18 protein-coding genes and 2 tRNA genes are annotated in these 19449 nt (G+C 60.8%); 17 read left to right on the top strand and 3 right to left on the bottom strand.

The features are described 5' to 3' along the window. The first annotated feature begins 80 nt into the window (after nt 1–80). From HMPREF2896_RS01305 to HMPREF2896_RS01280, 6 genes are all read left to right on the top strand, one after another. Entirely contained in the window at nt 81–2621 is a 2541-nt protein-coding gene (locus HMPREF2896_RS01305; protein WP_070717071.1) for a YhgE/Pip domain-containing protein, read from the top strand. After that, on the top strand, nt 2621–4669 hold the full coding sequence (locus HMPREF2896_RS01300) for a YhgE/Pip domain-containing protein (protein ID WP_070717068.1): 2049 nt from the start codon (nt 2621–2623) through the stop codon (nt 4667–4669). The genes HMPREF2896_RS01305 and HMPREF2896_RS01300 overlap by 1 nt, the downstream gene beginning before the upstream one ends. Before the next feature lie 104 nt (nt 4670–4773). Then, nucleotides 4774–6138, top strand: coding sequence for a TrkH family potassium uptake protein (locus HMPREF2896_RS01295; protein WP_070717066.1), 1365 nt, complete (start codon nt 4774–4776; stop codon nt 6136–6138). A 1-nt stretch (nt 6139) separates the two neighbouring features. After that, a complete protein-coding gene (locus HMPREF2896_RS01290; protein ID WP_070444297.1) occupies nt 6140–6823 on the top strand; it encodes a potassium channel family protein in 684 nt (227 codons plus the stop codon). 60 nt (nt 6824–6883) lie between these two features. Continuing rightward, nucleotides 6884–7246, top strand: coding sequence for a YidH family protein (locus HMPREF2896_RS01285; protein ID WP_046648866.1), 363 nt, complete (start codon nt 6884–6886; stop codon nt 7244–7246). Continuing rightward, a complete protein-coding gene (locus tag HMPREF2896_RS01280; protein WP_070717063.1) occupies nt 7243–7542 on the top strand; it encodes a DUF202 domain-containing protein in 300 nt (99 codons plus the stop codon). Before HMPREF2896_RS01285 ends, HMPREF2896_RS01280 begins: the two co-directional genes overlap by 4 nt. A 106-nt stretch (nt 7543–7648) precedes the next feature. Here the strand turns inward: HMPREF2896_RS01280 and HMPREF2896_RS12285 are convergent, their stop codons facing one another. Next, on the bottom strand, nt 7649–8479 hold the full coding sequence (locus HMPREF2896_RS12285) for a DUF559 domain-containing protein (protein WP_246823956.1): 831 nt from the start codon (nt 8477–8479) through the stop codon (nt 7649–7651). 468 nt (nt 8480–8947) lie between these two features. Here HMPREF2896_RS12285 and HMPREF2896_RS01270 point away from each other — a divergent pair, with 468 nt between their 5' ends. The 6 genes from HMPREF2896_RS01270 to HMPREF2896_RS01245 all read left to right on the top strand — a co-directional run bounded on the left by HMPREF2896_RS01270 (nt 8948) and on the right by HMPREF2896_RS01245 (nt 13811). Continuing rightward, the gene (locus tag HMPREF2896_RS01270) at nt 8948–10522 is read left to right on the top strand and encodes an SLC13 family permease (protein WP_070444291.1); all 1575 of its coding nucleotides are present in this window, start codon (nt 8948–8950) and stop codon (nt 10520–10522) included. Between the two features lie 225 nt (nt 10523–10747). After that, a tRNA-Arg gene (locus HMPREF2896_RS01265) sits at nt 10748–10823 on the top strand. A 169-nt stretch (nt 10824–10992) separates the two neighbouring features. Continuing rightward, nucleotides 10993–11472, top strand: coding sequence for a hypothetical protein (locus tag HMPREF2896_RS01260; protein ID WP_070717061.1), 480 nt, complete (start codon nt 10993–10995; stop codon nt 11470–11472). Between the two features lie 115 nt (nt 11473–11587). Beyond that, entirely contained in the window at nt 11588–12493 is a 906-nt protein-coding gene (locus HMPREF2896_RS01255) for a DUF418 domain-containing protein (RefSeq protein WP_070717058.1), read from the top strand. Next, on the top strand, nt 12493–13611 hold the full coding sequence (locus tag HMPREF2896_RS01250) for a trypsin-like serine protease (RefSeq protein WP_070717055.1): 1119 nt from the start codon (nt 12493–12495) through the stop codon (nt 13609–13611). Before HMPREF2896_RS01255 ends, HMPREF2896_RS01250 begins: the two co-directional genes overlap by 1 nt. Nucleotides 13612–13622: 11 nt before the next feature. Continuing rightward, nucleotides 13623–13811, top strand: coding sequence for a hypothetical protein (locus HMPREF2896_RS01245; protein WP_046648858.1), 189 nt, complete (start codon nt 13623–13625; stop codon nt 13809–13811). A gap of 281 nt (nt 13812–14092) precedes the next feature. On the opposite strand, the gene HMPREF2896_RS01240 is transcribed toward HMPREF2896_RS01245, so the two are convergent. After that, nucleotides 14093–15121: a prephenate dehydrogenase gene (locus HMPREF2896_RS01240; protein ID WP_070546946.1), complete on the bottom strand. Its 1029-nt coding sequence runs from the start codon at nt 15119–15121 to the stop codon at nt 14093–14095. A 39-nt stretch (nt 15122–15160) separates the two neighbouring features. Here HMPREF2896_RS01240 and HMPREF2896_RS01235 point away from each other — a divergent pair, with 39 nt between their 5' ends. The 4 genes from HMPREF2896_RS01235 (at nt 15161) to HMPREF2896_RS01220 (ending at nt 16614) form a co-directional block, all read left to right on the top strand. Beyond that, nucleotides 15161–15664, top strand: coding sequence for a tRNA adenosine deaminase-associated protein (locus tag HMPREF2896_RS01235; protein ID WP_070717054.1), 504 nt, complete (start codon nt 15161–15163; stop codon nt 15662–15664). A gap of 34 nt (nt 15665–15698) precedes the next feature. Then, a complete protein-coding gene (locus HMPREF2896_RS01230; protein WP_070717048.1) occupies nt 15699–16142 on the top strand; it encodes a nucleoside deaminase in 444 nt (147 codons plus the stop codon). Between the two features lie 92 nt (nt 16143–16234). After that, nucleotides 16235–16432, top strand: coding sequence for a CsbD family protein (locus tag HMPREF2896_RS01225; protein ID WP_010188406.1), 198 nt, complete (start codon nt 16235–16237; stop codon nt 16430–16432). A gap of 91 nt (nt 16433–16523) precedes the next feature. Next, nucleotides 16524–16614: transfer RNA gene (locus tag HMPREF2896_RS01220), tRNA-Ser, on the top strand. A gap of 47 nt (nt 16615–16661) precedes the next feature. Here the strand turns inward: HMPREF2896_RS01220 and HMPREF2896_RS12765 are convergent. After that, the gene (locus tag HMPREF2896_RS12765) at nt 16662–16829 is read right to left on the bottom strand and encodes a hypothetical protein (protein ID WP_010188407.1); all 168 of its coding nucleotides are present in this window, start codon (nt 16827–16829) and stop codon (nt 16662–16664) included. 181 nt (nt 16830–17010) lie between these two features. Between HMPREF2896_RS12765 and HMPREF2896_RS01215 the strand changes: the two genes are divergently transcribed. Further along, entirely contained in the window at nt 17011–19443 is a 2433-nt protein-coding gene (locus HMPREF2896_RS01215) for an MMPL family transporter (protein ID WP_070717046.1), read from the top strand. Nucleotides 19444–19449 lie beyond the last annotated feature (6 nt).

Below are 19449 nucleotides of genomic sequence, written 5' to 3'. Positions count from 1 at the left end.
TTTAATTGTTAATCATGGAAATTACTTTATGGGTTTCGGCAGGTTAGAGACTCGAAGCTTCAACGGGTACACTGCCTTCAGTGCGCCAAAGTTGGAAGATTTTTATCAGAGATGTAGCCAGGCTTGGCCGCGTCCCCAGGGCGTGGATCATCCTCATCGGACTCATCATCACCCCCGCGTTGTATTCATGGGTGAACATCGCGGCTTTTCGTGACCCTTATGGCCATACCAACAACATTAAGGTGGCCGTGGTCAACGAGGACAAGGGTGCTAACAATGAGCTCACTGGGGACATTGATGTCGGCAGCGAGGTCATTGAGAAACTGAAAAAGAATGACCAGATAGGCTGGCAATTCCTTGAGCGCGACGAAGCCGAGAAAGCCCTTTTAGAGGGAGACGTGTATGCCTCGGTGACGATTCCGGAGGACTTCAGTGAGAACCTCGTGAGCATGCTCGACGGGAAGTTCACGCAGCCGCAGCTGGTCTACCGCGTCAACGAGAAGAACAACGCCATCGCCGTCAAGATCACGGATACCGGTGCCAATGGTCTGGACAAGCAGATCACGGCGGCCTTTAAGGAGCAGGTGGCCACCGTCGCTGCGGAGAACGTCAAGGACACCGGTACCGACTTTGAGCGAAAAGTCACGCGCGCGATGAACAACACCAGCTCCGCTTTTGGGGAGACCGCGCAGGAGATCGACGGCAACCGTGAGAACCTCGCGCGGATCCAGGGAAAGCTTGACGCCGCTGCTGACTCCACGTTGGGAGCTAAGTCCACGGTGGCTGATGTGAGTGCTGCGCTGGGCGACGCCCAAACCGCCCTCGCCGAGGTCTCCTCCCTGGTCGAGCAGGCCCAAGGTGGTATTGGGGACTTCACCGACCAGACCACCGGCGCCTTCGTCAACGGTGCGACTGCGGTGGCGGACGGCACCGCCCAGGCGCAGGAATCCATCGCTGATGTCACCGCTGGCCTGAACCAGGCCGGTGACCGCTTCGATTACGCCACGCAGCGGGCTAATACCGCCATTGATGCGAGCGCAGAATCGATTGCGCAGCTCAAGGCATTGCGCGATTCCGCAACGCTGTCACCACAGGTGGCTAAGGAAATTGATGACGCCATCCAGCGCCTTGATGAGGGTAATGAATCCAACCGCCAGCTGGTGGGAAACCTCAGCGCGCTGAGCAAGGATACGCAGGCCGCGGCGGACAACGTGCAGGCTAGCGCGGACGCCATCAACCAGGCGGCGGCCGATACCAAGGCCACCTCGCAGACGCTGCGCGATACCGTGACATCCGCCGTGCCCGAAATCAACCGCGCCATGAGCAATCTGAGCTCCATGGCGAGCGCTTTGAGCTCCACCCTGGAAGCCCAGAAGGGCACCATGCAGGAGGCAGACGGTCTCCTAGATGGTGTGGCCCAGCAGCTGCGTGCCACGAAGGACACCTTGTCTGATTTCGATGCCAACCTTCTTGCCCTGCAAGACAGTTTGCGCGCTATGCAGGGCGATGTGGGCTCGCTGCGGGCCGCAATGAACTCCAAGGTGGTCGAAGACGTCACGGGGCTGGATGCGGAAGAGATCGGTCGATTCTTTGCCGAGCCCATCGAGCTGAAGACCGAAACCGTGTACCCGGTGGACAGCTACGGCTCCGCTATGGCGGCGCTGTTTACCAACCTCTCCCTGTGGATCGGTGCCTTCGTCCTCATGGTGATCTTCCGCGTCGAGGTGGATAAGGAAGGCTTCGACCGCGTCACAGTGGGCCAGGCCTACTTGGGCCGCTTCCTCCTCATGGCCTTGATGGTCATCGTCCAGGCCATCACGGTGACCGTCGGTGACCTGCTCATTGGCGTGCAGACCGTGAATGCGCCGGCTTTCGTCCTGACAAGCATACTCGTGGGACTGGCCTACTTGAGCATTATTTACGCACTGTCCTCATCCCTGGGACACCTGGGGCGTGGCCTCTGCGTGGTCTTTGTCATTATCCAGATTCCGGGTGCTTCGGGCCTGTACCCGATTGAGCTTTTGCCCAACTTCTTCCACACCATCTACCCACTACTGCCATTCACGTACGGCATCGATGCCATGCGCGAAACCATCGGTGGGTTCTACGGCAACCACTATTTCAAGAACATGGCCGTGCTCGCCTTCATGTTCATTCTGTTCTTCGTCTTCGGCCTGCTGCTGCGTAAGGCGTTGGCGCACTTCAATGTCATCTTCAACCGCGAGCTGCGGGATACCGAGCTCTTTGATTATGAAAACGTGCAGGTTGTGGGCTCCGGCTACCGCATCGCGGACGTCATCCAGGCGCTGGATAGCCGCAGTGGCCTGAAGAAGGATCTGGACCGCCGCGCGCACAACTGGGGCTATTGGCTCAAGCTGGTGGGCATCGCCGGTGTTATCGGTGTGGTGATCCTCATCGTCGTCTCGGGTCTCTTGCCCGACCAGAAGCCGCTGCTTCTGGCTATTTGGACGGCATGGTGCTTCCTCATCATTATCGCCGCGGTCACCCTGGAGTACCTGCGCATTAGCCTGAAGCAGTCCGCAGAGCTGGTGACGTTGGATGAGGATGACATCAAACATCCAGCGCGCATTGGCGCGGAGTCCACGGAGGGGGATAACTAATGCGTGGAACACTCGATCTTTTTCTGAATGACATGCGCACCGCATGCCGCAACGTGATGAGCGCGGTGATGCTCGTGGGCCTCGTCGTTATCCCGATGCTGTTCACCTGGTTTAACGTTCTGGCCAGCTGGAATCCCTTCGATAACACCAGCCAGCTCAAGGTGGCGGTGGCCAGCAAGGACACCGGCTACAAAAGCGATCTGTTGCCGGTGCCCATCAACGTCGGCGACCAGGTGCTCAATGAGCTACGTGCAAACGAGCAGCTGGATTGGGTTGTGACCACCTCCGATGAGGCGATAGAAGGTACCAAGTCCGGTGAGTATTACGCAGCCATCGTGCTTCCGGAAGATTTCAGTACCGACATGATGAACTTCTACACGGATGGTTCCCAGCCTGCGGATTTGTCCTTCTATATGAATGAAAAGAAGAATGCGCTGGCGCCGAAGATTACAGGTCAGGGTGCAGAGGGCGTGTCGGCGCAGGTGGCCGAGGCCTTCACCACGACGGTCGGCGATGTTTCCTTCGACCTGGTTACCTCACTCTCCGACTTCTTGAGCCAGGGCGATACCAAGGCCGTGTTGGACCGGATGCAGGCGCGCGCGGATGGTGTGCAGACCCAGCTGGATATGGCGGCACGTACCGCGCGTTCCTTGGCTGGACTTGTGGATACCGCGGTTCCGCTCATGGAAAGCGCCCAGCGCATTGCGGACTCGGCGGACCTGGAGCTGCCGGAGGTCCAGTCCTCCTCACTCAATGTTTCGACGGATGCGCTGCAACAATCCCTCGATGCGACCAGCGCCAGCTATGATGTGGTGCGCCAACGCATTGATGCGCTTTACGACGACGCCTCCGCCTCCCGCGCCGACCGCGTCGCCGCGCTCAACACCTTGGCCGGCCAGGTAGAAGGCACCATTGCGCAGTACCAGAACCTGCATGGCCACATTGAGGCCCTCCCGATTCCCGTAGGGGATAAGGAGAAAGCGCTCAGCCGGATCGAGGACGCTATCGACGCCGAGCGTGCCCTTCACGCGCGCCTTACGGCCGCCGCCAACGCACCCGAACCTACGAAGCCGGATCTCTCCAGCCTCGATGATGCCAAGAAGGCAGTGGAGGGAATCTCCACCTCCGGTCTGCGTGAATCCTTGCGCGCGCTGCAGAATTCCCTGGGCCAGGTAAGCGCGGATCTGGATACCGCGAAGACTCCCGTCACCATTGATTCCTCTTCCTTGACGGATGCCCGGGATGCGGTACAGAAGCTCGCCTCTGGCCTGCAGGATAAAGCCAACAAGTTCGGCGACCTGCGGAAGGATATCGACTCCGCTGCGGCATCCGGGGATCTGAAGAAGCTGGCGGACCTCATTGGATCCGATCCGGACGCTCTGGCGCACGCGATTGCGGCCCCAGTGGACGTCGACAGGCAAGCGGTCTACCCGGTCAAGAGCTTCGGCGCCGGCATGACGCCCATGTACACGGCGCTAGCACTGTGGGTCGGCGCGCTGCTGACTGCGGTGAGCGTGCGCACGGATGTTGTGGACAAGGACAAGTATTCGCCGATGCAGCGCTTCTTTGGCCGCTTCGGTATTTTCGCGGCGGTCGGCCTCGTGCAGTCGACGATGCTCATCCTGGGCCTCATCTTCTTCGTAGGCATCGAGCCCGCGCACCCCATCCTCATGCTGCTGGCGGGCTGGGTAAGCTCGCTCATCTTTATGCTGATTTGCTACACCTTTGTGGTGTCGTTTGCCAACGCGGGCAAGGCGTTAGCGGTGCTCATGCTGGTCATCCAGGTCTCTTCTTCGGGCGGTGCTTACCCATTGCCGGTGCTTCCGGAGTGGTTCCAGAACATTAGCCCCTGGTTGCCAGCGACCTACACCATCCGCGCCTTCCGCGCGGCCATCGCCGGAACCTACCACGGTGATTTCTGGCTATCCCTGTTCGCTCTCTTGCTCTTTGCCGTACCGATGCTCGTGTTGGGCGTGGTCTTCCACAAGCCGCTGGAGAAGTTCACCAATGGCTGGGTGGAGACCTTGGAGAAGACCAAGCTGATGTAGTGCTTACCGCACGGTGCAGCCGATGCTATTTACATAAAACTCTGGAGATACTCACAGGTTAGTGGGGTCCCGTGAAACGGCACCCAGCGGTAAGCTGAAGCGCTGTGAAACGCGGTCATTTCCTGGGCCCAGCTCGGCTCACCGCCGCGGGCTTTATTCTGCTTATCCTCGTGGGAACGGTGCTTCTTATGCTGCCGATTTCCGCCAACGTTCCGCAGTGGACTCCGTTCTTGCCTGCGTTTTTTACGGCAACCTCAGCGGTCTCTTTGACGGGTCTCGTGGTGGAGGACACCGGAACTTACTGGACGCCCTTCGGCCAAGTGGTCATTATTACGCTCATCCAGCTGGGCGGCCTCGGCATCATGAGTTTGGCGTCGTTATCGGGCATGCTTCTGACCGGACGCATCAGCTTCAAAGCTCGCAGAACTAGTGCTGCGGAGGGCCGCGCCGTGGTCTCTGGCGGAATTCGCCGCGCCTTGCTGCTTACCTTGGTGATGACTCTGATCTGCGAGGCCATCGTTGCCGTATTTATCGGCGTGCGTTTAGCCACCGAACACGGAGTAGCACCAGGACGCGCGGTGTGGGAAGGCATCTTCCACGCTATTTCGGCTTTCAACAACGCCGGGTTTAGTACCTATTCCGATAGCGTCGTTTCCTTTGCCGCCGATGCTTGGATCCTGTTGCCCCTCGCCTGCGCCCTGATTACGGGTGGCTTGGGCTATCCCATGCTGGCGGAGTTCGTGCGACGGGCCCGCGCACGGCTAACACGCTGGCGTGGTGGCACGCCACGCATTCACCGCATGTCCATGACCGCCCGGATGACGCTGGGTGCCACAGCGTTTTTGTTGCTTAGCGGCACCGTTGTTTTCTTCCTCGCAGAAAACTCTGGGGTACTACACGGGATGCCGCTGGGACAGAAGCTCACTAACGCTTTTTTCATGAGTGCGTCGCCCCGCACGGCCGGTTTCAACGCCATTGACTACGGGGAAGCGCATCCGTTGACGCTGATGGTCACGGATATCCTGATGTTCATCGGCGGCGGCTCCGCCGGTACGGCGGGTGGCATCAAGGTGACGACCGCATGCGTTCTGGGCGCGGCGATGATCTCTGAATTCTTGGGCCGGGAAGACACCTCCATCGGGCCCCGTCGCCTGCCGCTGTCCACCTTCCGCCAGGCCCTCGCGCTGACCGCCGCCGGAATGATCGTTGTTGCTGTAGGCGTGGCAACGCTGCGCATCTGGGACCCCGAGTTCACCGCGGACCAGGTCACTTTCGAAGTCATGTCCGCCTTCGCCACCGTGGGTTTGTCCACGGGTATTACCGCAAGTTTGTCCGCACCATCACAACTCATGCTGTGTCTCATCATGTACGTTGGCCGCGTAGGCCCCACCACCTTCGTGGCGGCACTGGCCGCCCGGACTATTAGCCTGCGCTACCGCTACCCAGAAGAAAGGCCGTTCATTGGCTAACATGTTCAGCGCCCTGCGGCGTGAGAAGTCTTCCATCAATATTCCGCCGGTCGTCGTCATTGGCATGGGGCGGTTCGGTTCTTCCCTGGCCCGTGAATTGATGGAGCATGGCGTGGAGGTTCTTGGCATCGATGCCGAGGAGAAGCACGTGCGCGAGCACGCCGCGTACCTCACCGAGGCCGTGACCGCGGATACGACCGACGCCGAGGCACTCCGCCAGCTGGGCGTTGATGAAGTGGAACGCGTGGTCGTGGCCATCGGCTCCGATTTGGAAGATTCCATCCTCACCGCCTCGAACTTGGTGGAACTGGGGGTAGGCGATATCTGGGCCAAGGCAGATTCGGATGCGCACGCCCGTATCCTGCGCCAATTGGGAGTGCACCACGTGATCCGCCCAGAGCGCGATACGGGCCGCCGCGTGGCGCACCTGTTGGGCGGGCGCTTCGAGGATTTTGCGGAGATCGCCACCGACTATGGTGTGACGGCGATGACCCCGCCGGCGTCGATAAGTAAGCGTCCGCTCAACCTGCACCAGGTGTGGGAAGAGCACAACGTTCAGCTCATCTCCCGCTGTGAGGGGCCTGGCCAGTGGCGCCCGCTTGTCGACGGCACCGAGCTCACCCACCGCGACCTCATCGTCGTCGCCGGTAGCCCAGCGGATCTTGAGGCCTTCTCGCAGTCCTAAGCGCGGTGCTTGGGGTGCCTCGCACTGTGGAGCGAGGAGCGGGGCGCTACAGTGGCGCGTATGACGAAGGCACGTTTTCCGGGCTCGGTGTATGGAACAGGGGAGGAACCCGACCCGCGCTTCAGCATGGCTAATGAGCGCACCTTTTTGGCGTGGATCCGCACGTCGCTGGCCTTTATCGCCGGTGGTGTGGCTCTGGAGACCTTCGAACTGCCGCTGAACACGACGCTGACTCGCGTCGTTTCTGTCATCATGCTGATCGTGGCCATCATCCTGCCGGCAGTGGCATGGTTTCACTGGGGTGCCTCTGAGCGCGCGATGCGCCATGGGCGTCCGCTCCCGGCTAGCCCAGCGTTGGCGTTGATTGTTGGTGTGGTGATCATCATCGGCCTGATGATTCTGGTGGGCGAGCTGCTAGCGTGAGCGAGCTTTTTGATCCCGGCCTCCAACCCGAGCGCACCCGCTTAGCCTGGCAGCGCACGGGTCTAGCCGGCCTCATCGCGGGTTTGCTGGTCGTTCGTTCCGTTGCGCCATGGGCCGCCCTGATTGTAGGGGTAGTGGTGGCCGTGGTGCTGTGGTTGGCCACCGCCAAGCTCCGCCATGCTGACGAGATCCTGGCTCGGGCCGAATCACCTGCCCTGCCCGGAGCTCCGGCGCTTGCCGCCGTTGCGCTGGGGACGATGCTCCTCGGGGCAGTTGCCTTTGCCGCTATCTGGTAGAGCCAAACCCCCAGACCTCGATCCCGCAACCTGCAGGTGGGCGTCGCCAAGCGCTTGCCGACGCCCCACCGCCGACCAGGGAGTTGCGGGATCGAGGTCTGGGGATCTAGCGAAGGTTCCTAGGCCCCGCAGCTAAGTGCCGCGCGATGGTGGCGATAAAGTCTTTTGGAGCTTCGCGCAATTCTTGGGGTGAGAAGCGTAAGACGACAAAGCCCTGGTTGAGGAGCGCCTTTTGGCGTTGGTGTTCGGCCCGAATTACCTCTTCCAGTTCGTTTTCGTATTTCACATTGCCGTCAATTTCAATGAGCAGCCAGCCATTAATCGCGAGGTCGGCGTAGTACTGATTGACCCGGTATTGGGCGCGCAGGCTGCGAACCGCGGGAAGGCCCGTGTCAAGAATAAGCGCCCGCGCATAAGACTCCCAAGGAGATTCGGAGCTGTTGACGCTGTGCTCCACGGCCCGCCGGGCATCCGCGACTCCTTTCACGCGACCCATGTTGCCAAGAACCCAGTTGAGGGTGTCCTTTGATACCCGGCGTGACCGTACGTAGTCTGCGGCGACGAGACCTTCGACGAAGCCATCGAAACGCGCGATGTCGATCGCTGTGCGTGCCAGGGACGTAACCCGGATCCCGTGGACTTCTGTGACTTGATTGTTGAGCTTTGTCTGCTTGTAACGGAAGTATTGGCGCTTGGACCTTTGGGGAACGGAGTTGGAGGGGACTGTCGCGAAATACTCGCTCGGCGTTGTGAGCGTAGGGATGCCATGGATGCGAGCAGCCGCTTTGCCCAGGAGAGTTGCCCGCGGTGCGGCACGCGCATGGGCATAAACCTCTGCGGTTTCTCGCTCCCAGGGTTTCAAGTGCAGCCATCGGTGCAGGGGAATGACATAGCACCACGCGAGCTTATGGAATTTCCTTGCGTGAATTTTCCCCATCGGGGGTCGTCGTTGGTGAGCGTGCGCAGATCGACCATGTGGGTGTCTATGTAGTGAAAGATGCCTAGGTTGTTCATGGCTTACTTTTAGCGCATTCGAGCAGCTCGCGCGCGCTGAGCAGCATTCAGGGCCAAACCCCCAGACCTCGATCCCGCAACCCCCTGGTGGGTGGTGGGCGTCGGCAAGCGCTTGGCGACGCCCACCTGCAGGTTGCGGGATCGAGGTCTGGGGATCTGGGGGAGGGGAATTGGCTGCGGACTGCCCACACATTGGTGAGCATTCTTTGCAGCTAATCTGCAAAAGATTTTGCTAACAGGGGTGAATCTGTGGCCTTAGTGGGGGTAATGGGGCGAAAGTGTTTGTTGGCTGTCTGTGGTCTCGATAGCCTGAACGTGTAGGCCCATTCAGTGATTTCAGTAACTCTCTCAACTGAATGGGGGCTGGTTAACCAGGAAAAGGAGGGGGCAGATGACTACCCCGCAAACTCACGTCTCAACCGCACACACGGAGGGTGAAGACGACCGCGGCGTCGATACACGCGAATGGCGGCGCATGGCCATTGGCCTTATCGTCGGACTCGTCCTCGCCGCACTTGTGTGGTTTCTCTTCCCTAGTAACGCCGTCGACACGGTGTTGCAATCACCCGGCGCCAAGGATGATGTTGAATACACCCAGAGTGCGCTGCGTGCCGTGGCGGCCGTGACCATTCTCATGGGCGTGTGGTGGATGACGGAGGCCATCCCGCTGGCCGCTACCGCGCTCTTGCCCTTGGTCATCTTCCCGCTGGCGGGCGTAGGGGCCATCAAGGAAGTCGGCGCGCCGTATGCGTCCGCGACCATCTTCCTGTTCATGGGTGGCTTCCTCATCGCACTGTCCCTGCAGCGTTGGAACCTTCACCGCCGCCTCGCGCTGTATGTGGTGAAGTTGATCGGTACCTCGCCGAAGCGCCTGATTTTGGGCTTCATGCTCGCTACTGGCTTCTTGTCCATGTGGGTGTCTAACACCGCAACCGCTGTGGTCATGCTGCCGATTGGCACCTCGGTGCTGGCGCTGACCGCGGAGACCGTCGGCGGCTGGGATAAGCAGAAGAAGTTCGCCACCGCTCTCATGCTGGGTATCGCATACTCTGCATCTATCGGTTCGCTGGGAACCCTTATTGGTACTCCGCCGAATGCCTTCCTCAATGCTTACATGGCAGACACCTGGGACGTGACCCTGGGCTTTGGTCGCTGGATGGCCGTTGGTGTGCCGCTGGCTGCAATCTTCTTGATCATCGCATGGCTTTTGCTCATCACCGTCTTCAAGCCGGAGATGACCGAAATTCCGGGCGGTCGCGAGCTTATCGACGATGAAATTAAGGCCCTCGGCCCCTGGACCCGTCCCCAGATCATGACGGGCATTATCTTCTTGTTCGCAGCGGCGGCGTGGGTGACCCTGCCGCTCGTGCTCAAGGAATTCGAGAACTACGACGATGCCATCGTGGGCATCGCGGCCGGCATCTTGCTGTTCATCCTGCCTGCGGATAACCAGCGCCGCATTCGCCTTCTAGACTGGGAGACCGCCAACGAGATGCCCTGGGACGTGCTCCTTCTCTTCGGCGGTGGCCTGTCGCTGTCGGCCATGTTCAACAAGTCCGGTCTGTCCCTGTGGATTGGTGAGATGGCCAAGGGACTCAGTGTCCTACCAACTGTTCTCATCGTTGCCGCAGTGGCCGCTCTCGTGCTCTTCCTGACGGAGATCACCTCCAACACTGCGACCGCCGCGACCTTCATCCCGATCATGGGCGGTGTTGCCGTGGGTGTTGGCCTGACTGCGGAGGGTGACATCAACGTTCTGCTGCTCACCATCCCGGTGGCGCTGGCTGCAACCTGTGCGTTCATGCTCCCGGTTGCTACTCCGCCGAACGCCATCGCGTACGGCTCCGGCTACGTCAAGATTGGTGAGATGATCAAGGGTGGTCTGGGCCTCAACATCCTGGGCATCTTCCTCATCACCCTGACTGTCTATCTGTTGGCTGTGCCCATCTTCGGCCTGGCGGTCTAGTTTCTGGTAGTTCTGTCCCTGGCGCCGAAGCGATGACTCGGTGCCGGGGACAGAGTGCGTTTTAAGCTCAAGGCTCCTACCGGTTAGGTGAACAGTGGGTAAAGTGGAAGCTCGAAACTCAAGGTGAAAAATGGTCGTGAACTGCTGATTTGTTAGTTTTTCAGACCGTAGGTATAGTTATTCCTCGTTGCACGGCAGAGCACACGCACTGCTTACCAACGGACTGCGCCCGTAGCTCAACGGATAGAGCATCTGACTACGGATCAGAAGGTTGGGGGTTCGAATCCCTCCGGGCGCACCACCTAAACCCCCAGGTCAAACGGTATAAACGCCGGATAGCTTGGGGGTTTATTTGCGTTTTGGTCGCCTAAAAGTAGGCCCGAGTAATCCCAGGTAAACCGAAGTGGGTGCAAACACGGTGCAAACAGATTGCAAACACCGGTCCTTCACCTGGGGCTATACTTTGGCCCATGATTCAAGCGATTCTCTCCGCTATCCTGCTTTTCATTTCCTCCCTCTTCTCTTTTGTTGGCTCCTCGGAACTGCCGGGGAGCTCGGACATAGCGGAAGCTGGATCCTCACACCGCAACATTATTACTAGCACGCCCGCAGGCTTGGTCACCGCCAATGCGCAGCAGTTGGAGTTTGTGGTGAATTCCGAGTGGAAGTCCGCGCAGCAGCCGGATTCCTTTTACGTGAACTTTAGGGATCAGTACTTGGAGTTCTCTTGCGATAATGCCGGTTTCCATTTTGAGAGTAACGAGGCTAGTGAGATAGATATCACGTGGGATTTGATGTCGGACAATATCTGCTTTGGCCCGCAATCGGACGGGACTCTCATTGGCTTTCTTCAAAGACCAGTAACGGTGATGGTGGACCCCGATGCCTCCGCAACCCCTGAGCGCATTTACCTCGTGCGCGATGAGAAATCCATCGCCCTTAGCCACTGAGACGCATATCACGCAGAGCTGAGTGAAATGCAGAGCTGAAAACAAACACAAATAAGAAGACCGGCCAGAGCCACTGGTCGGTCTTAAACGTTTTCAACTGCAAGGAGATGAATAGGTGTCAGCGCGCGCCCGAATAGTGGGCCTCGATATTGCTCGTTCCTTGGCCATCATCGGGATGATTATTCTGCACATGGCCAACCTGGTCTGGAGCACCAAAGTGGTGCTCTCTGGGCTGCCGGCGGCGGGGTTCGCCATCATTGCAGGTACCACGATGATGATTCTTGCTCGCGACTACTCGCTGCGGGTCTTCCTCAAGCTGGTTGCCCGCGGTATGATAGTCATGCTCATCGGTGTGGCCTTGCTACCTGTGGGTGGTGAGATTCAGGTCGTTCTCGTGGTGATGGGCGCGGCAATGGCTCTTACCGCTTGGGTCCCACCGCTGGCTACCGTGTGGAAGGTTCTGCTCTTCGCGCTGGCCACCGCGGGCGCCACGGTGCTCTACGCGCCGTACACCCTCCCGCAGGTCTACCCCCTCGTGGCTTTCCTGGCGTACATGGTGGCAGGCATGCTGCTTTACGACGTCTACCTCACCCGCCCCACCCGCACCCAGATCGTCACGACCGCGGTGGCTGCCGTTGTCACCGGTATTGGCCTGTGGCAGCGCTTCAACCCGGATATCCCCGGCTGGCTGCGCTTTACCGGGCATACGGGTGTGCTTGGTGAAATCCTTCTCTCCGTGGCAGTCACCGCGGTGGTGCTGCACCTGTGTTTGATCATTGGCCGTCAGCTGCCACGCTTGGCTTTCCCCTTCGCAGCATTGGGCTCGATGTCGTTGACCATCTATATCCTGCACATTCTCACCGCTCGTTATTGGCAGGCGAACGTTTCGCTGCACAACACCACGGCGGCACTGGGCTTTGTGCTCGCGTTCCTTCTGTTGAGCGCGCTGTGGAAGAAGTTCTGTGGAAAGGGTCCGGCCGAGAGGGTCGTGGCTTGGGCAATCAAGGAGGTGGCCGCGTAATGGCGGCACGAAAGATAACTGCTGTTCTGGCCAGCTCTGTGGTCGTGGGGCTGGGCGCTGCACCGGCCATGGCCTTGGAATTTGCACAGACCGCACCTCACTCGGAGGAAAGCGCTGCCGTAGCTGCGCTGCGTATGGGCAAGATTGGTAACTTCGGCGATTGCACCGGCACGCTGGTGGCTGAGCAGTGGGTGCTGACCGCCCGCCACTGCTTGGAGTCCGTCAACAACGAGGGCTCGCAGGCACGCTTTGGCCAGGGCAAGGACACCCGTGTCTATGACGTGGATTCATGGGCTGTTTCGCCGACTATCGACGCCGGCCTCATGCACCTGACCGAGCCCGTCAAGGGCGTTAAGCCCGCCAAGCTCGCGGACGCTGTTCCTACCGCTGGTGAGAAAGGCCACTTCTACGGCTGGAGCAGCAGCTCCCGCATGGCCCGCAAAGGCCAGCTGCCGATGGCTGAGATGGAAGTAGGTGAATTGCTATCCGGCGGCACCCCGCCGGCGAGCCCAGACGAGTCCGGTGAGAAGATGACACCGGTGGCGCCGGGCGATTCCGGCGCCGCGGCACCTGGCGACATGGCTGTGCCTGCCCCCGGTGGAATGGTCGCTCCCGCCCCCGACGCATCCGACGCGCCCCAGGTGATGAAGGGCGGCGACATGCCAGAGATCGCCGTTGGACCCGACGGCGCGGAAAGTATCCCGGCCGGTGAACTCGGGGGAGTAGGCCCGATGATTGCCGCTGCCATCATGGACGTGAAGTCCCTTAATGGTGAGGGCATGCAAGGCGGCGACTCAGGTGGTCCGTTCTTTGTCAACGGTCGCCTCGTCGGCGTGGCCACGGCTGGAACGTCGAACGCGGATCCGGATCTGCCTTCCCCGACCGCGGCGATTACGTCGGTGGTCGAGGTCCGCGATTGGATCGAGGACGCCACCAGCGGCCGCGATACCGACGGCGTCCTCAACGCCGATAACTCCCCGGCACCACCGACAACGATGCAGGTCAGCGCCCCGGTTGCATGGCCAGCGGGCGTTGCTTCGGTAGTAGGACTTATCGCCATAGCCATCATCTCGCGCCTGCTCAACCGCAAGTCTGTCGCCGCGCGGAGTACCAACTAGGCTGAATCTCCATGAAGGAGAAACTCGTTCCGTGTCTGATCGCTGGTGCCATCCTCGGCGTGGTCTTGTGGTTGGCTTCCGGCATGCTCTGGATGTTGCCGGTGGGCCTAGCGGCGGGCCTTGCTGGCTACCCGCTGCTGGGCATCACACGCGATGAGTCCCAAGCCCGCAAGCGCCGCGACGACACCTTCCGCGACTAAGCGCCCCACGCCGCTCCACGCCACCGCACTACGCTGCCGCGCACGCTGCTTCACGGTCGGTCGCTAGATGGCCCCCACAAACCGTCGACACATGGCGCCCCACAAAAGGCATCCGCTAGAAGTCGTTTTAGGGGCCAAAAACGCCATGTGAACACCCCAAAAGGCGTTTTCTCGCCTGAAAACGCCTTTTGGCAGATGCCATCTGCAAGATGCCTTTTGCTAACTGCGGGCTGCCCCGTGGACAGAACCGCCTTCCGGCTGATATTCGCTGTCAGAGCGGGCTAGAAGATCTCGATGCGCCCGCCCAAAGACTCGGTCTGGCGCAGCTGCGCCACCCAGTTCGGCGCACCCGGGTGCAAACGCAGAACCGGGCGAGACGAGATCTTCACCGGGGAGACCGATTCCTTCCGAGCGCCGGACCGGGCTTCGATGCGGGTGCGGGCGCGGAAGCCAGCGTCGGCAAGCGCGGCGATGGAAGGCTGCTCCGAGGCCAGCGAGTCGCGCGCATCCTGCAGCAACTCGAGGGCCTCGTCGAGGGCCTGGACCAGCGCCGTCGAGTTGGTCTCGCACATCTGGCGCACCAGGTCCGGGCGAGTGCCCGCCACGCGAGTGCCGTCCTTGAAGGAGCCAGCCGCCAGGGACTGTGCCAGAATGCCGCCATTATCGCCGACCACCGCGAGGGTCTCCGCCAGCACGTGTGGCAGGTGCGAAATGCGGGCGACCGCGGCATCGTGGTTCGCCACACGCACCGGAACCGCCTCAGCGTGAACCATCTGGGTCATGCGGACCACGTCGGCAAAAATGTTCTCCCATTCGGTGGGGATGCGCTCGCCGCGCGCATCGCATTCAGCGGCGTAGTCGTAGGTGATAACCCAAGCAGCGCGGTTGAATAGTCCGGTGTGGGAGTTCTCCCAACCGGACTTGGAGGTGCCGGCCATGGGGTGGCCGCCCACGTAGCGTGACTCCATGTTGCGCTCCACGATGAGCTGGCGAACCTCGGCCTTGACCGAGACGACATCCGTCAGCCCGCAGCTCGGGGCGTGTTCCTGAATGACGTCGAGGACCGAGGCAACCGCATCCATGGGCACCGCGATGACGATGAGCGCATTGTCCTCCTCGGCGCGGCGCAGGATAGCCGGCAGATCATCGGTGACGTCATAGCCCTGCTTAATGGCCGTTCGCGCACCAGAAGTCGAGTGGTTATAGCCGTACACGGAATGGCGTGCAGCAGCTAGGTCTCGCAGGAGGGAACCTCCAATGAGACCGAGGCCGATAATGCAGACGGGGCGTTGAACATCTTGAGAACTCACGGTGACAATTGTCGCACAATCCGACTAATCTGACGAGGTATGAGCCACGACGATCTGTCCTTTGCTATCACCGTCCCCAGCGCCGAAGGCGCGTGGGTGATTCGCCCCTTCAAGGATGACTTTACCGACGTCAACACCTCCATCAAGGCGGTGCGCAACCTGCGTTCGGAGGGAGCGGCATTTGCGCTGTTGTGCGTGGAGGATGATTATTTCGTCGTCGTGCGCCCGGTGCCGGGGGATGTGCGCATGCTGCTTTCCGACGCCACCTATGCCTCCGAAGACGATTTCGCCGCGGATTTCCTGGACCTGCGCGATATCGATATCCCGGATTTGGACGAAGACGAGTGGGAGGACGCCGACCCGTACGGTGACGGTGACTTCGACATCTTCGCGGACCTCGGCCTCGATGAGGACCAGGTGGGCTACATCATCGACAACGATGAGGACTGGCCTTCCGATATGCTCCTGCGCATCGCCGGCGAGCTGGGCTTTGGTGATGAGCTGGAGGATTTCATCGACGGCCTCGACTCGGATGATTCTTAAACCAGCGGCGGGGCTGGTCCGCGCGGAGTCTCGCATGCGTCGCGCCCTGGAGGTCGCACGCACCACGCCGGCGGGGGATATCCCGGTAGGAGCCGTGCTGTACGACGCCTCCGGTAACGAACTCGCCACCGGCGTTAACCGCCGCGAGCAGCTGAATGACCCCACCGCGCACGCAGAGGTGGAAGCCATCCGTCAGGCGGTGCGCGTGCATGGCGATGGCTGGCGGCTGGAAGGCTGCGAGCTGGTCGTCACCTTGGAGCCCTGCGCGATGTGCGCTGGTGCGATTCAGGCTTCCCGGGTGTCCTCGGTGGTCTTTGGTGCCTTTGAGCCGAAGATGGGGGCGTGCGGTTCGCTGGTGGAGGTATTGCGCGCCCCTGGCACCCTCCACGTGCCGGAGGTACGCAGCGGTGTGCTGGAGGAAGAATGCGCAGAGCTGCTCACGAGCTTCTTCGGGGGTCTGCGCGGAAGCAGCGAGTAGCCCTGAGTTTGGACGTGGTCTCGGATCCACCTTCCGATTCGCGTGTAGGCTGGGTGGTCCACGTGAGAGACGTAGAGAGTAAGGAGAAAACCATGGGTGATTTCGAGAACAAGAAGGACGAGTTTGTTGGCAAGGCTAAGGAAGCCGCTGGCAACGTAAGCGACAACGAGAAGCTGGAGAACGAGGGCAAGGCCGACCAGGTCACCTCCGAGGCCAAGCAGAAGGCTTCCGACGCCGTTGAGGGCGTCAAGGACAAGGCCAACGAGGTCATCGGAAACCTCAAGGACTAATTCCTAGCCTTAAGTAGCTGAATCGCTGTCCCGCCGCCTGGCGTGGGCAGCGATTTTGTCGCTCGGGGCTACTCGACGTAATCTGGAACGCGGTGGCGTGTCCGAGCGGCCGAAGGTGATCGCCTCGAAAGCGATTGTTGGGTAACCCCCAACCGCGGGTTCAAATCCCGCCGCCACCGCCACATCCGGCACTCCAGTTCTTAGCTCTGGGGTGCCGGTCTTTTGTGTTTTAGAAGCCAGCTCGCCCTCTATCAACATCTCTTTGGAAATCCAGCGCGGCTTGGCGTGCCTCGGGGTCGTGGTCTTCAGTGCGCTTGTGAATCCGCCGGCTCATCATGCCCGCTGGGATGGCGATGAGAAGGATGGCCGCGACGGCGACAATGACGAAAGTAGACATGGTGGTGCTCCTAGAGTATTTCAGTAATTCCGTATTGTAGCGCTGGCCACACTCTGGAGGGGTCGTTGAACTCTTACGAGACCGTTAGGGCTTCACAGCCCAACTGGTTAAACTGGTGCACATTCGTGTCCACCACCAAAGCTTCCGCGAGCAATAATCGCGCATGTGAAGGGGAATTTCCGTGGCAAAGCTGCTCTACCACCTAGGCCGCTGGTCTTACATCAACCGATGGAAGGTCATCATTGCCTGGATCTTCATCGTGGCGGCCGCGGGCGGAGCGACCTTGAGCTTGATGAAGCCGATGACCACGGAGTACTCCATCAGCGGCACGCCCGCTATTGATGCCACCCGCCGCGCGGTGGAGCTCTTCCCGGAGAACGGTAACCCGGCCAATGCGCCGTCGGTCAACCTCGTCTTCAAGGCCCCGGAAGGGCAGAAGCTCAGTGACCCGCAGAATAAAGAAGCGGTCGAGGACGTGGTGCACCACATTGCAGAAGGCTTGGATATCCCGGAGGGCAGCCAGCAGCGCTGGGGTAACCCGCTCGACGTATCGCCAGCACTGCAGCAGCAGGTCATCGAGCAGTTCACCTCCATGGGCTTGCCGGAGGAGACCGCACGGGCGGATGCCGACAACCTGGCCATGGTCAATGCCGATGAGACCATTGCTTATACCACCTTCGATTTTGACGCGGAGAGCCCCTATTCGGTGGACCCCGCGGATAAAGACGTGGTCCATGAGGCCATGGATATCGGCCGTGCGGTGGGCTTGGAGGTAGAGGCCGGCGGCGCAGGCTTCGGTGATGAAATCCAGGTCAACTCGATTTCTGAGGTCATCGGCCTGGCCGTGGCGTTTATCGTCCTCATCATTACCTTCGGTTCCTTGGCTTCCGCGGGCATGCCGCTTATCTCCGCGGTTGTGGGGGTGGGGCTCGGTGCGATGGGCGTCATGATCGCGACCCACTGGATGGAGCTCAACAACCTCACCCCGGTGCTGGCCGTCATGATTGGCCTGGCCGTGGGCATCGATTATGCGCTGTTCATCATGTCGCGTTACCGGCAGGAGCGCTCCCGCATGGACGGGCCGGATGCCGCCGGCATGGCCGTTGGTACGGCGGGTTCCTCGGTGGTCTTTGCCGGTGCGACGGTCTTCATCGCGCTCTTCGCCCTACTGGTGGCACGCATTAGTTTCTTGACGGCGATGGGCCTGGCGGCTGCGGGCACGGTCTTCATGGCCGTGCTTGTGGCGCTGACCTTGGTGCCCGCGATGCTGGGCCTGCTCGGTGATAAGGCCTTCGCCGGGCGCATCCCCGGCGTGGCCGGAAATCCGACGAAGCGCCGACCGCGCCGCACGAAGCCAACGATGGGTAACCGTTGGGTGCGCACGGTGCAGCGTGTCCCCGGTGTCGTCATGGCCTTGGTGGTGCTCGGCCTCGGTGCTTTGACCGCTCCGGTTCTGCACATGGAGCTGGCGCTTCCGGCGGATACCACGTCTAATCCGGATACCACCCAGCGCAAGGCGGCGGACCTGCTGTCCGAGGGCTTCGGCCCCGGCATCAACGGCCCCTTCTTAGTGATCGTGGATGGCGCTAACGCCAACCCGGATTCCGCGGCTTTGCAGCCCTATATCCAGGGCCAGGAGGGCGAAGAGGATGAGCAGAAGAAGGCCGCTCTTTCTTCCTTTATGTATTCCGTGCAGCGCCTGAACCAGGTCGGCGGGGTCAAGCACGCCCAGTTGGTGGGCGTGAGCAAGGATATGAAGGCAGCGCAGATCATGGTCAGTCCCACTACCGCGCCGACGGATGAGGCCACGGTTGGCACCGCCTCCGCCTTGCGCACCGCTAGTGCGGAGCTGGAGGATGCCACCGGTGCCGAGATCGGCATGACAGGCCTGACTGCGGTGCAGCTCGATATCACCGAGCGCCTTGAAGGGGCCATGGGGCCATACCTCGCCATCGTGGTGGGCCTGGCTATCTTCCTGCTCTTGGCGGTATTCCGCTCCATCTTGGTCCCGCTGGTGGCGGGCTTAGGCTTCCTGCTTTCCGTCGGCGGCGCCTTTGGCCTGACCGTGCTGGTGTGGCAGGACGGTCTCACCGGCCTGGTGCCCGCGCCGGGCCCGCTGATTTCCTTCATGCCCATCTTCCTCATCGGCGTGACCTTCGGCCTAGCCATGGACTATCAGGTCTTCCTGGTCACCCGCATGCGTGAGCACTTCTCCCGCTACCCGCAGGGCAGCGGTGGCAAGTACAGCAAGTACAACGCCAATGATGAGGCCACCATCGCCGGCTTTACCGCCGGTGCCCGCGTGGTCACCGCCGCGGCCATCATCATGATTTCCGTCTTCGTGGCCTTTATCAGCCAGCCGCTGCCCTTCATCCAGATCTTCGGCTTCGCGCTGGCGGCGGGCGTGCTTTTCGACGCCTTCCTAGTCCGCATGTCGCTTGTCCCCGCCACCATGTTCCTCATGGGGCACACCACCTGGTGGATGCCGAAGTGGCTGGACAAGCTGATCCCACAGCTCGACATCGAGGGCACGGCGTTGGAAGAAGAATGGGAGCGCAAACACGCGGCAGCATCCCGTGAAGCAGAGGATAAGGCAGCGCAGCCCGTAGAATAGTTCCCT

Source organism: Corynebacterium sp. HMSC069E04 (assembly GCF_001813175.1).
GTDB lineage: Bacteria > Actinomycetota > Actinomycetes > Mycobacteriales > Mycobacteriaceae > Corynebacterium > Corynebacterium aurimucosum.
This window is presented reverse-complemented; position numbering and strand designations above follow the sequence as displayed.